The sequence below is a fragment of the Microcoleus sp. T3_A4 genome, assembly GCF_036700465.1.
Taxonomy (GTDB): domain Bacteria; phylum Cyanobacteriota; class Cyanobacteriia; order Cyanobacteriales; family Microcoleaceae; genus Microcoleus.
Map to the genome: position 1 here is coordinate 1 of NZ_JAUBOY010000069.1, position 13,145 is coordinate 13,145.

Here is a 13,145-nt window from a genome sequence, read left to right on the forward strand (position 1 = left end):
TTATCATTATTATTCAATTATATTTCTACACAAAGGGGTATTGACAAAATCTACTCTTTTCTAACTTGTTACCAATGTCCATCCCCCGACACTACAGCAAACGGTCGATCGCACGCCCCTGTTCTCCCCATCTCAAAATTTCCTGACATTTTTCTTGCCAAGTCGAAGTCATTACGAGTATGATTTAACAAGAAGCAAAAAAGAGAGCCGCCATGAGGATCGAAGAAATACCCCTCAACCAGATTCGCCGCCCCCTGCCGCGAGTCAACGACCAAACCAAAGTAGCCGCCCTCATGGAATCCATCCGCGAGGTAGGTTTAAACGAACCCATCGACGTGCTAGAAGTAGATGGTCAGTATTACGGATTTTCCGGCTGCCACCGGTACGAAGCTTGCCAGCGTCTCGGTTTAGAAACTATCCGCTGTAATGTACGCCGAGCTCCCCGTGCCGTGTTGCAGATGCACTTAGCCTGAGCCTCTCAATAGAAATTCACGACAGGCAAACATTCGATCGCCCAAAGCTTTCTAAGATCTTCGATCGACAATCACTAATAACAAGCTAAAAACCTATGACTACCAACAATCACAAACAACATCTTTACCCCACCCGCATCGATATGTCAGCCGCCACCCGCTCTCAAGTAGTCGGGCTGCTCAACGCCACGCTGGCAACGACTCTGGACTTAAAAACTCAAGTCAAGCAAGCTCACTGGAACGTCAAAGGCATGGACTTCTACCAGTTGCACTTGCTGTTTGACGAAATGGCAACAGAACTCGAAGAATACGTTGATACGGTTGCAGAACGAGTCACAGCTTTGGGCGGTTTGGCTGTAGGAACAGCCCGCACAGCCGCCGCAGATTCGATTTTGCCAGAATTTCCTTTCGACATTTTAGACGGCAAAGAATATGTGACGGCTTTGGCCGATCGCTACGCACCCTACGCCCAACACCTGCGAGTCGCCATCGACAAAGCAGGCGAACTCGGCGATGCCGATACAGCGGATCTCTACACTGAAATTTCGCGGACAATTGACAAGCGTTTGTGGTTCCTAGAAGCGCATTTGCAAGGTTCTGCGACAACTGCAACAGCCACCGCCCGCGAAAAAGTAGCCGTCAAATAGCAAGCTTTCAATAATTGAACTTGCATCGGCATCAATTGCGAAACTCTTGTGGGGCGGGCCCAACAGCCCGCCCCAAAAATGTATTTCGTTAAGGCTCGTGACAGTTTACGATCGAGAATATGTCCATTTATTAATTTGGATGAGTTTTTCGTGACTGCCAATATTCCAGATTATGCTCCTCAACTGCAACGCCTGATGGAACAGGCGGGGCTTTCGAGCGATCGAGAACTCAGCAAAAAAGCAGGAGTTTCCGAGATCCAGCTAAGTCGCCTGCGTCGCGGTTTAGCTTTGCAAACCCGAGCCGACATCCTGCTCAAAATCAGTCAAGCTTTACAAATTTCCTTAACCGAACTGCTCGCAACCTTGGCGCCAAACTATGTAGAGTTAGAACCGGCACCACCGACAGCCCTAGAACAAGAATATCAGCGCCTGCAAGCTTCGATCGAACAGCAGCGAGAATCTTTGATGCAGGAATTCCAGCTATCTAGCGTGCAAATTTTAGAATCTTGGATGTTGCAGTGGCCGACTGCTGCGAGCAAAGCTCAGGAAAATCACAACTTGCGGGCTCAGAAACTACTGCCCTTGCTGCGGCCAGTCGAGCAGTTATTGGAGCATTGGGGAGTGGAGTCGATCGCTCCAGTCGGAGCCGAGATTCCCTACAACCCCCAACAGCATCAGCTCATGGAAGGAACAGCCGAACCCGGAGAACCCGTCAAAGTCCGCTACACAGGGTACAGACAAGGCGACAAACTGCTCTACCGCGCCAAAGTTAGCCGAGTTTAATTAATACCAGAAGGCCTTCGGCAGAACCAAGATTGTCCCTATCTCAAAATTCACTCCCGGCGAAGCGCTGCGACTGCGATCGGCGTTACGATCCGCGACGAGGAGCATCTTTTGCACTCAAAACTATTCTCCCGCTTTCAGGCTTTGGCGCTTTCCCCCTCTCTTATTTGGATCGGAGTCCATCTCGCAGCTATACTAGCCTAGTCTGGCTAGAAATTCTGACATTCCCACCGCAAAATATGAGTCCTGTAGTTAAAATTATTCAGCCCTCTGGCATTTTAGACGGCACCAAGGCAAGTCAATTCCGCCAAGAGATTAGCGACCTAGTGGAAGCGGGAGCCGATGTGGTATTGATAGACTTCACTGATGTGACATTTATGGATAGTTCTGGTTTAGGCGCTTTAGTCTTGGCGCTCAAAACAGTCCGTGCCGCTGGGAGTCAATTAGTTGTCTGTTCTATCAACGAGCAAATCCGCATCTTATTTGAACTCACCAGCATGGATCGAGTTTTCGAGATATTTCAGACCCGCGATGCTTTTAATAGCAAAATTCTCTCAACTAACTAAATCTTTGGGCTGCTGCCTTTTTGCTATTTGGTCACAGATGCACTGCAAGAAGTCAGCTAGCCAAAGTTTACCTTGAGTAAAGACCAATCATCATCAAAAACTGCTTTAGCGTTCAACTTTTGAATGTAGTTCAAAACTAGCTCTAACTGGTCGGCACTTGCACCGTTGTAAGCTGCTAACAGGTCTACGAAAGGGTCAAGCCCCCAGATATTGCCGTCAGGTTGGTGGATCTCGTATACCCCGTCGCTAAAGATGTAGAGAGTGCTCAAATCCTCTACATCGCAGCAATTATCGACATAGGGGGCGTCAGGGAACATCCCGACCGGCATTCCGGGGGTTTTTAATCGCTGGATTTTAGCGGTGCTCGCAGGGGACTGGGAAATCAACACGGCTGGTGGATGGCCGGCGCTGGCATAAACTAGCTGGCGAGAAATGCGGTTGTAAACGCCATACCAGATGGTGAAATACTTGTCGTTTTGGTAGCTCATCTGGAAGGTGGTGTTCAGGGCGCGCAAAACGTCGCTGGGTTTGTAGTAGTCTATGTTGGGGAGCGTGCGCGATCGCAGCAAATTCAGCACGGCCACCGAAGGCAGCGCCGCCCGCAAACCGTGACCGGCTACGTCGAGCAAGTAAATCGCCAAATAATCGGCATCTAGCCAGTTGTAGTCGAAGCAATCTCCACCCAACTGCCGGGAGGGAATGAATTTTGCCTCAATGCTGAAAGGTTCCGTCATCGGATCTGGCAGCAGCGATTGCACGTACTCGGCTGCCTCGGCTAACTCTGCTTCCAGACTTTGCTTGGCTATTTTCAAATCTCGGCTGAGTTGGTGCAGCCTCAATCCGGCGCGTACTCTCGCCTGTAACTCGTTGAGTTCGATCGGCTTTGAGATAAAATCGTCGGCACCAGCGTCGAGTCCTTTGACTCGATCGGCGATCGATCCCAAAGAAGTCAACAAAAAGAATTGTGTAGTTGACAGATCCGGATCTGCCTTAACTCGACGGCAGACATCGATGCCGGTCAAGCGCGGCATGATCCAATCGCAAATTATCAGGGCCGGACGCAATTTTTGCGCCTGGGCTACACCGTCTTCGCCATTGCTTGCTACTGTTACTTCGTAACCCTGTTTTTTCAGGGTTCTTCTCAGCAGTTCTTGAACAGCCGTATCATCGTCAATAACCAGAATTTGAAACATGGGCACTTAGGTACTACAAGTTTTTCAAGGTCTGGGGGTCATTTAAAATATATCCTGTCAGCGCCCTTGTCTGAGATTGAGTATAGTTTATTGACATGGCTTTCGAGGTAATTGTTTTTGACAGCGGGTCGTTGAGTTCAATTTACGTTAAAATTTGATAGAAATTTGGCGCGATCGAACTTCACTCAGTTTATACTCAGAATATAAAATTTTATAGACTTTTATTTGCCACAGGTGCTGGTTGACATGGAAGTGCTATTTATGGTAAAGTGACTCACCGATTATTCGATTAGACATTGATCCACGGCCCACCAGAGCTAGTATCCTCAAACTACCATTCAATTTTGCCGCCGTTGTATTTTGTCTCGTTGTACTTTATCTGGTTGTATTTTGTCTCGTTGTATTTTGCCCACCGGCCGATGAAGAACTTGTGTGGTGAGCGTGATTGAATTAAAGGGTTCCGAAAAGTTGCCGATGCTAAAAAAAGCGGATCTTCAAGTCAATACAGGTCTGAACGGATTAAGCTGGGTTTTGTCGTGGTTTGCACAATTGTACGACTCACGAATTCCTACAAGTGTGTGGATACGGTGTCAGTTAGCTTTGGCTGAGGGCTTTACGAATGCGGTGCGTCACGCCCACAAGGGCAAACCAGCGGATTTGCCTGTTGACATTCAGGTGGCGGTGTTCGCTGAATCTTTAGAGATTAAAATTTGGGACTCGGGCGATCCGTTTGATTTAGAGAAAAAAATCAAAGATATTTCGGAAAAAGTCGATATTCACTCTCCGGGCGGGCGGGGTCTAAAATTGATTAAAGACATCGCAGACAGTATTAGTTACGAAAGAACGGCTGATGGACGGAACTGTTTGTCGATGGTCAAAAATTATACTCCTGTCTCAAGGCAGAACAATGAAGATGATATTTTGGAAGTGGTAGAGGAAATTTCTGATTAATGGGTTCATCGGGTTTTAAACGCGGGACAGAGGATTAAGCCACAGCAGAATTGTCCGTTTTAATTCATTTAATTCTCGATACACTTCTTGTTTCACCCATTGCCCGATCGCGTCGAAGGGTGTAAAAATTTGACCTACAGGCCAGCTAACATCTTGACCCAAGGGCGTTTGATGGTTGCCCGCTAGAGTCTGAACGGTAATCATGTCGGGAAATCGTGCTTTTAGCAGTTTGGTCAAAAGCAGGGTTTGGTCGATGTTGTCGCCGTTAAATTTAACTAAAAGATTGCGCCGAATTTGATAGCTATCTTGGACGAGGCGATTAGTCTCTTGCGGGGAAGGGGTAAACTCGACGTTAAAGACAGGGGAAATTTGCTCGACGATCGGGATTGCTTCTGATGCCGCATAATTGTTGAACGAAATCAGAATATTGCCTGCCCTTTCTATGTCAAACACAGAACCGATCAGGAGGTGGAGTTTGCATCCCATGCTGTGTCCCATGCCGTAGATGGGGAGATAGGAAGATTTGAGCAATTTAGTGGCGCGCAGGCGATCGAGGGCATTTTCAAATTTGTTGAGGACATCGCGGGCGATCGCAATATGATCTAAAGTATTAACAAATGGCGTTGCTACTACAACATATCCTTGATTCCCCAAAGCTTCTAACAGCCAGCGATAGGTGAGTTGGGGTGCTGTCGCCACAAAGGCACCGCCGAGAAAATGTACGATCGCGATCGGTCTTGAAGGAATTAATACCCAGTTGCCAGAAATTTCTTGCCAGTCCATAAATTCAATCTAATTCCAAATAAAAAGGCGATCATCCTCTGAAGGTAAAAGGCAGAATGTTTTATAAATTTTTCCTTTTATTTTATGCCTCAAAAAGGGGTTTGCTACCCATTTTTTAATTCCAAAAACTTTCCTTTTTACTTATACATTATTTATTCTAACTGTTGTGGGGGCAAATAGCACGGCTGGCGATCGCTGCTATTAGCGCCTTGTATAGGCTTGAAGCTAGTGGCAGAATAAATCAAGACTGACATCCGATCACGCAAAAATTTTTATATTGTCTTCCACCGCACGGCTGCAAGCCGCTGTAGCTGGTATTGCGGGTAATTGACCTGACAGAATATTCACAGTCAAATACGGATCAAGACCCCAACATCGCGTATTAATCAGCCCCTGGGCGATCGGCTTCGATTCGGCTTGATTGGCAGCACCAAATTTCTTGCCTAAACCCGCATATAGAAGTTGTCAATAAAGTGAGGTATGCCCTATGCCCTATTCCCTATGCCCTATTCTCTATATCAAGCGTGCACCTCATGTTACTGAGAAAGGCTATACAACTATAACATCCTTTAGGCTCAACCCCCGATTTCAGACGATCGCTGGGGGTTTAATTCTGCCGAATGACCAATACCTTCTGCCGTTTGATGACTCAACTTTTCGTGAGTTTTCATCCATTTCCACTTGTGCACAGTAGCTTGAGGATTGAGCACTGTGGTAGCCACGCCGTAAACAATAGTCGGCAAAACCTCCCGATTTAACCAACTTTGTCCCACCTTTCTCATGTAGTGCAGTGCCAAAACTTCTCGAAATTTGTTAAGCCTTTGCAAAAGCGGCAAATTCTTAAAACATAACTCTTCGTACTCCTGGAGTGATAACTCTTTTTCTCCCCGCAAGCGCCGCAGTTGGTTTTCCTTGACACAATCAGAAGCTATGCGCTTCTTCAGCCAGTGTTTATCTGTGAGAGAGTTCTCTCTAATTCGATAATTTCCCAAAGGTTCTGTCGCCGCTAGCAAGCCATACTTTTGAGCAAGTTTAGTAAATAACTCTGTATCTTCTCCTACCTGCCAATCTTCTGCAAAGCCGCCTTCTTGGAGTAGAATAGAGCGATAGACTACAACAGAAGACGGGAAAACCCAAGGACTTTCGCCTGTCTCCTTAATCGCCTGCATTTCTGCTTTAGTTGTAGGATAGGTGGGAATGTAACTCAACTTGTTGCCGCGCTTGTCTAAATATCGCAAAGCGTGAGCCACAGCTTTGACTTCGGGATTGTCTGCGAGCATCTTCAAACAAACTTCTAACTTATTGGGTTCCCAGGTATCGTCGCTATCGATAAACGCTACATACTCGCCTGTGGCGCGATATATCATTAAATTTCTCGACTTAGAAACCCCGTAATTTTGGGGATTTCTGAAGTATTGAATTCTCGAATCTTGCTCGACTAGCTTAGCAGCAACTTTGTCAGTAGCGTCAGTAGAGCAGTCATCAACAATTAAAATTTCTAGATTCTTGTGGGTACCATTGAGTACGGAGGCAACTGTCTCGGCCAGAGTGTCGGCAGCATTGAATGCAGGAATGATTACACTTATTTTTTGGCTATTCATAACTTGCATTAAGGTGTGGTTTGGTAGTTGTTCACCGAAGTATAGTATCGAAGCCGACACTCTGACTCATTTACGTGCAAGTACCTGTAGTCAGAAAACTTGCCTACATACTGCCAATATAACAGGTTTACCAACGTGAGTGTTATCTACCATAAGGAGGGGACGGCCCTTAGCAGGCGGAGTGCAGACTATTATTTGGCGGGCAATTTTTCGGACACAAAGGCGACGGCTGCGATGGATTGAGGGTTTTGTCCGGGGACTGGAGTTGTCCTAAATTCGATCGCATCTTTTTGCTTTAATACGACTTACCAAGAAAAACCCGACCTCACCCAAAATTATTGGTTTGATAACTATATAGCTACTAAAAAATTGCATTCATGACTCAGTTCGATTCCGGTTAATTGCTAATCATAATTTTTTTATTGCGCCAAAACGGGGAATGAGGAATTTGAAACTTTCCTCCAAACCTAATTACAATTATTTGAGAAATTTTTATATCAATAGTCAGTAAAACATGGTTTACTGATTAACCAAAAGTCAAAAAGATTACCAAAAAAAGCTATAATAAGTCTGTTCCAGCAATCGTAAATAATTTGTAAATTTCTTACTGCCTCCCTTGGTAAAGTTGGGGTGGGTAAAAAAATACGACTCATTTTTAATTACTCTATGTGTTGCCTTACCCTAGCCATCACCTAAAATACTGATTGTTTTGCTGTTGCTTAATCAGGCTAGGAAACAAAAATAATTGGAAAATTCAGAAGCTTTGTGAAGCAGGGTTTATATGATTTGCATCTTGAGTTTTTCCTACCGTAAATCAGCAACACCGTTTTTCTGAGTTTATCAGCTTTTTTGAAATCGGTATTTTATCAAAAAAGCTGCTTTTTCAAACTTGTTTAATTATTAAATTGCCACCGTCTGTCCCTGATTTTTCTCTTCCTCTTGTACCGTGAGCGCCTCCCAGGGTCAAATCGTTTTTCCGTCTGCCATAACAGGTAATTTATCTGCGATTGAACTTAGTACCGCTAGGTTTTAGGGAAGATGCTCCTAAAAGTATACTATAAAAAATCCTCGCCTCACGCGTAAAAAATGTTGCCCAATTTCTTGAGCAAAGTGCGAATTTATACTTGTTGCCTAACAGTCTTGGTGTTGGGTGGCTGCCAGCAACAGCTACAGCCAACCTTGCAGCAGCAGCGCAGCCAACAGGGGATGGCAGTTTCGGCTCACCCTCTGGCGAGCGCTGCGGGGCTGGCCCTGCTGCAACAGGGCGGCAATGCAGTGGATGCGGCGGCTGCTACGGCTTTGGCGATTTCGGTGGTGGAGCCTTTTTCGGCGGGTATCGGTGGCGGGGGTTTTTTACTGCTGCGGCGGGCGGAAACGGGGACTGTGCAAGCGCTGGATTTCCGGGAACGAGCTCCGAAACGGGCGACGCGGGATATGTACCTCGACAAGCAGGGCAAGGTGCGCCAAAGGGCAAGTCTGGACGGGCATTTGGCGGCGGGTATTCCGGGTACTGTTGCTGGACTTTATACGGTGCACCGCGAGTACGGTAAGTTGCCTTGGGCCCAGGTGGTGGCGCCGGCGATCGCCCTGGCTGAAAAAGGCTTTCCGGTAAGTTCGCGCTTTACCACGGCTACCGGGCGACGACAGGATGTGCTCAAAAAAAACCGGGCGGCGCTGGAGGTTTTTACTCGTGGTGGCATTTTATACCAGCCGGGTGAGCTTTTGGTGCAGCGGGATTTGGCGCGGACTTTGCGGCAGATTGCACAAAATCCGCAGAGTTTTTATACCGGGGACATTGCGCGGGCGATCGCCGCCGATATGGCTAAAAACGGTGGGATTATCACTCTCGAAGATTTGAAAAACTATACGCCGATTTGGCGAAATCCGGTTTGTGGCAACTTTCGCACCTACGAAATTTGCGCGATGTCGCCTCCTTCTTCCGGCGGCGTTCATTTATTGCAAATCTTAAATATTCTGGGAGATACGGATCTCAAGAGGTTGGGGAGGCAGAGTCCAGATACTTTGCACTTGCTGGCGGAGAGCATGAGGATTGCTTATGCCGATCGGGCTGAGTATTTGGGCGACCCGGATTTTGTGAGTGTACCGCTCAAAGCTCTGACTAGCACCAATTATGGCAAATTGAGACGATCGCAAATCCAAATGTCAAAAGCCCGACCCTCCAGCGAGGTAAAGGCTGTTGACGCTGAAACTTTGAACCGTCTCCTGTGGGAGTCTCCGGAAACTACGCACCTTACGGTAGTTGACAAAGAGCGCAATGTAGTAAGCTTGACATTTACGGTGAATGGCGGTTTTGGGGCTGGAGTCGTGGCCGCGGGTACGGGAATTTTGCTCAACAACGAGATGGATGATTTTGCAGCGGCGCCGGGAGTGCCGAATTTGTTTGGTTTGGTGGGCGGGGAGGCAAATTCGATCGCCCCGGGCAAAACTCCTTTATCGAGCATGACGCCGGTCATCGTGACAGAAAATGGCAAATTTCGCCTCGCTGCGGGAGCTCCCGGAGGCAGCACGATTATTACCACGGTGCTGCAAATAGTGCTGAATGTATTGGTTTACGACATGAATGTCGGCGATGCTGTGTCTGCACCTCGCGTACACCACCAGTGGCAGCCCGATCGCCTGAGGGTGGAACGGGGAGGTTTTGAGGCTGCGACACTTTCGGAGTTGCGGCGGCGGGGACACCAGATTGTTGAAGGTGACGGCTGGGGCAATGCCAATGCGATCGTCCTGACTGCAGACGGTTGGTTGGAAGGGGCTGCCGATCGGCGCGGCGAAGGAGAAGCAAGGGGGTTTTAGTCATCAGTCAGTCGATTAGAGATTTTAGAGGGGGGCGAGACTTTGGCGACTCGACGATTTTAGATTTACTCCACAGATGAATCTGGGATGTTGAACTCGGATCAAAAATTTTGATCTCTCTACGACAGGAATCGGGGGCTTCTATGGTTTTTTTGGGCGAAGTCATCTTTCATAAGTCATTAGCTATTAGTCATTAGCTATTAGTCATTAGCTATTAGTCATTTTAGAGAGCGCCAACGGTATCAAAACCCAGTTTTTTGGGTCTCCAGTGCGTAACTCCTGAAATTATTAGTCTGTGTAAGTGTATTTTTGCATCCGTATTTTTGCGCTGAGGTTTAGAGGCTGACTAATTGCCAAGAACTACCCAAAAAATTAGCCCCAAAAAACGTATATACACTTATGTGTAAAGTTATTGTAAAGGCCCTAGACATTGATACTTATATAATGTAAAAATGAAGTTGTGCATTGGATCAGGTTTGTATCTTCCAGGAAAAAGTTATGATAATTACTCACAAAATTGCTGGCTTAACAGCTACATTAACTACTGCTCTGAGTTTGTTGGCAGCGCCAGCAATGGCATTTTCGGTAGGAGCAACTAATAACACTGAGACTTTAAAAAATAATTTATTGGGGACTAATACAGCCGGGTTGAGTAATTTCTCTGTTTCAATTACGGGTAATTCGGCTGCTTTTGGTACTTTCACTAATGACCCATTCGGTTTGACATCAGGTGTTGTTCTGAGCACTGGTAGAGTCACCGATATACCGGGTCAGAATCGGAAAGATAACTTCACGACACAGGACAGCGATTTAAGCACGGATTTTGGTGCTAAGGGTGAACAAGGGGATCTGACTCAGCTAAACCTCAGCTTTTTTGCTAATAGTACGGTTGAAAAATTGTTCTTTCAATATGTATTTGCTTCTGAGGAGTTTCCTGAGTTCGGCGGTTCTAAATATAATGACGATTTTGAACTGCTGTTGAACGGCACTAATTTGGCAAAATTGAGCGACGGAAAAAGAGTTACGATTAATAATCTTGTTCCAGATCCATATAATCGCTCTAAAGATCACCCCGACTATATTAACAACCCAAGTTTGACAGGTATTGCTGCTAACATCGTTAAGCTGGACGGTTTTACTAAAGTTTTAGGTTTTGAGGGTTTGCTCAAGCAAAATCAGACGAATGTTCTCAGTATCCGCATTAAAGATGTGGGCGATGGCAAGTTAGATTCTGCTGTATTTATTCAAGGCGGTTCTGTGGGGACGGTTCAACCTGAACCGGTTCCCGAACCGATGACTGTGGGGGGTTTGATGGCGGGAGGCGCTATGCTGGCTGCTGGACGAAAGTTACGCAATCGCCGTGGCGGAAGTAATTAATAAGGGAAGGCAGTTCGGCAACGAGCAATGTACGGGATGTAACGGATAAAAGGAAGAAGGAAGTTCGGCAACGGATTATGTAACGGATGTAACGGATGTCAGTCCGATGTCCGTCGGAATAAGGGAGAAGGAACAAGGGAGAAGGAATAAGGGAGAAGGAAGAAGGAAGAAGGAAGAAGGAAGAAGGAAGAAGGAATAAGGAATAAGGAAGAAGGAATAAGGAATAAGGAAGAAGGAATAAGGAAGAAGGAAGAAGGAAGAAGGAAAAAACAGAACAGGAACCATTTTGGCGGTTGCTGTAATATGAATCTCGACTAGCCGTGTTGGAGACAGAAACGGGGTTTGATGAAGGAAAAGACCTCGTTGCAGTTGTTGAACCGGGTAAAAAAACTCGGTTTGTACGATCGCGATCGCGTAATATCATATCAAGTAATTTAACCATTATGGGTACGCAGCGAGGAATGCAAGTCCTCATACAATTCTGACGACGAATGCCCTCACTACGAACCAATTTTATGGCGGTTGTTCTAGCGGACAGAATATAAGTTTTTCTCCCAAATTCGCAAAGGGCGGATTTTTTGGTATTAGGAATTGCAGCAAATATTGCGGGTAAAACCCGCGTCTACAACCACTGACTAAAAACTAAATAATTTAGCTATGAACAGTACCGTCGGGTAAGATTGTACCTGTTAATGTAGTCCGGGTAAGTTTGACCATAACTCGATCGCCGTAACCGATTTTCGCTCCTGTTAAGTCAGCACCGCTCAAGTCAGCACCGCTCAAATCGGCTCCGATTAAGTTGGTTTCTCTCAAGTTGGCATTGATCAAACAAGCTCCTAACAAATTAGCCCGGAACAAGTTAGCTTGGTGCAAATTCGCGCCTGTGAGATTGACGTTGTGTAGAAAAGCATCACTTAAGTCGGCTTCACTCAGGTTTGCATTGCTCAAGTTTCTCCCTGAAAAATCCTTTTCTTTTAAGGAAGCTCCTTTGAAGTTGGAACCGCTCAAATCGGGAGCTTGCGGCCCAGCTTGGCGGTAAGACTGAGATGGCGGTGGCTGCGATTGGTAGCGGGACGCCTCTGAATAGGGCCCTGCAGGGTTTCCCCCATAGTTTCCCGCATAATTTCCAGGATATTTTCCTGAAGAGGGTTCAGAAGAGTAGCGAGGTTCTTTTGAGTTTGCCGGCGGTGGCTGGGTGTTTTGGTGCTGGGTGTTTGGATACTGAGTATTTCTGTACTGAGTGTTTTGGTACTGAGTATTGGGTTGCTGAGTGTTGTGGTACTGAGTATTGGGTTGCTGAGTGTTTTGGTACTGAGTGTTTTGGTACTGAGTATTGGGTTGCTGAGCGCTTTGTTGCTGGGTAGTTTGTTGCTGAGTGTTTCTGTACTGAGCGTTTTGTTGCTGGGTATTTTGTTGCTGAGTGTTTCTATACTGAGTGCTTTGTTGCTGGGTATTTTGTTGCTGAGTGTTTCTGTACTGAGCGCTTTGCTGCTGGGTATTTTGTTGCTGAGTGTTTCTGTACTGAGCGCTTTGTTGCTGGGTATTTTGTTGCTGAGTGTTTCTGGACTGAGCGTTTTGTTGCTGGGTGTTTTGTTGCTGGGTGTGTTTGTGCTGGGTGTTTTGGTGCTGGGTGTGTTTGTGCTGAGTATGTTTGTGCTGAACGTTCTGATTCTGACCTCTTGGTTGAATCGATCGCAATTGTTCGCGAGCTTGATTAATTTCCTTAATCTTCTCTTCAGCTTTCTGTAGTAGTCTGGGATTGTCTTTGGGGATGCGATCGGGGTGCCAAATGAACGCTAAATCCTTGTAGGCTTGGCTAATTTCTTCTCTGGAAGCTCCCGGCAACAGTCCCAGCACTTTATAGTATTGGTCGAGGTCGTTCATTGTACCACCTTTCGCTTTAAGAAATTAGGAATTAAAAATTAAGATCGGAGCAAAAGCCGTTCTCAAAGCTTGC

The 13,145-nt window shown here is 46.4% G+C and carries 12 protein-coding genes; 8 read left to right on the forward strand and 4 right to left on the reverse strand.

Going from position 1 to position 13,145, the window contains the following annotated elements; genetic code table 11:
- The first annotated feature begins 212 nt into the window (after positions 1-212).
- The 4 genes from QUA07_RS27100 to QUA07_RS27115 all read left to right on the forward strand — a co-directional run bounded on the left by QUA07_RS27100 (position 213) and on the right by QUA07_RS27115 (position 2,469).
- Positions 213-473 carry a sulfiredoxin gene (locus QUA07_RS27100; protein ID WP_333076422.1) on the forward strand — a complete coding sequence of 87 codons (261 nt, stop codon included), beginning with the start codon at positions 213-215 and terminating at the stop codon, positions 471-473.
- A gap of 95 nt (positions 474-568) precedes the next feature.
- Entirely contained in the window at positions 569-1,120 is a 552-nt protein-coding gene (dps, locus tag QUA07_RS27105) for a DNA starvation/stationary phase protection protein Dps (RefSeq protein WP_333331545.1), read from the forward strand.
- A gap of 78 nt (positions 1,121-1,198) precedes the next feature.
- Positions 1,199-1,903 (forward strand): helix-turn-helix domain-containing protein, encoded by a 705-nt coding sequence (locus QUA07_RS27110; RefSeq protein WP_333331548.1) that lies wholly within the window; start codon positions 1,199-1,201, stop codon positions 1,901-1,903.
- Between the two features lie 239 nt (positions 1,904-2,142).
- The gene (locus QUA07_RS27115; RefSeq protein ID WP_041623653.1) at positions 2,143-2,469 is read left to right on the forward strand and encodes an STAS domain-containing protein; all 327 of its coding nucleotides are present in this window, start codon (positions 2,143-2,145) and stop codon (positions 2,467-2,469) included.
- Between the two features lie 56 nt (positions 2,470-2,525).
- Here the strand turns inward: QUA07_RS27115 and QUA07_RS27120 are convergent, their stop codons facing one another.
- Entirely contained in the window at positions 2,526-3,662 is a 1,137-nt protein-coding gene (locus QUA07_RS27120) for a PP2C family protein-serine/threonine phosphatase (RefSeq protein WP_006632014.1), read from the reverse strand.
- A 432-nt stretch (positions 3,663-4,094) separates the two neighbouring features.
- On the opposite strand from QUA07_RS27120, the gene QUA07_RS27125 reads away from it, so the two are divergent.
- Positions 4,095-4,613 carry an ATP-binding protein gene (locus tag QUA07_RS27125; protein WP_333331550.1) on the forward strand — a complete coding sequence of 173 codons (519 nt, stop codon included), beginning with the start codon at positions 4,095-4,097 and terminating at the stop codon, positions 4,611-4,613.
- Between the two features lie 15 nt (positions 4,614-4,628).
- Here the strand turns inward: QUA07_RS27125 and QUA07_RS27130 are convergent, their stop codons facing one another.
- Positions 4,629-5,396 (reverse strand): DUF1350 family protein, encoded by a 768-nt coding sequence (locus tag QUA07_RS27130; RefSeq protein WP_333331553.1) that lies wholly within the window; start codon positions 5,394-5,396, stop codon positions 4,629-4,631.
- 575 nt (positions 5,397-5,971) lie between these two features.
- A complete protein-coding gene (locus tag QUA07_RS27135) occupies positions 5,972-6,997 on the reverse strand; it encodes a glycosyltransferase family 2 protein (protein ID WP_333331556.1) in 1,026 nt (341 codons plus the stop codon).
- Between the two features lie 1,086 nt (positions 6,998-8,083).
- Between QUA07_RS27135 and ggt the strand changes: the two genes are divergently transcribed.
- The 3 genes from ggt (at position 8,084) to QUA07_RS27150 (ending at position 11,673) form a co-directional block, all read left to right on the forward strand.
- The gene (gene ggt / locus QUA07_RS27140; protein ID WP_333331558.1) at positions 8,084-9,811 is read left to right on the forward strand and encodes a gamma-glutamyltransferase; all 1,728 of its coding nucleotides are present in this window, start codon (positions 8,084-8,086) and stop codon (positions 9,809-9,811) included.
- 498 nt (positions 9,812-10,309) lie between these two features.
- Entirely contained in the window at positions 10,310-11,188 is an 879-nt protein-coding gene (locus QUA07_RS27145) for a choice-of-anchor L family PEP-CTERM protein (protein WP_333331561.1), read from the forward strand.
- Between the two features lie 320 nt (positions 11,189-11,508).
- Positions 11,509-11,673, forward strand: a complete 165-nt coding sequence (locus QUA07_RS27150) for a hypothetical protein (RefSeq protein WP_333331564.1) — start codon at positions 11,509-11,511, stop codon at positions 11,671-11,673.
- Between the two features lie 166 nt (positions 11,674-11,839).
- Here the strand turns inward: QUA07_RS27150 and QUA07_RS27155 are convergent, their stop codons facing one another.
- Positions 11,840-13,072 carry a pentapeptide repeat-containing protein gene (locus QUA07_RS27155; RefSeq protein WP_333331567.1) on the reverse strand — a complete coding sequence of 411 codons (1,233 nt, stop codon included), beginning with the start codon at positions 13,070-13,072 and terminating at the stop codon, positions 11,840-11,842.
- Positions 13,073-13,145 lie beyond the last annotated feature (73 nt).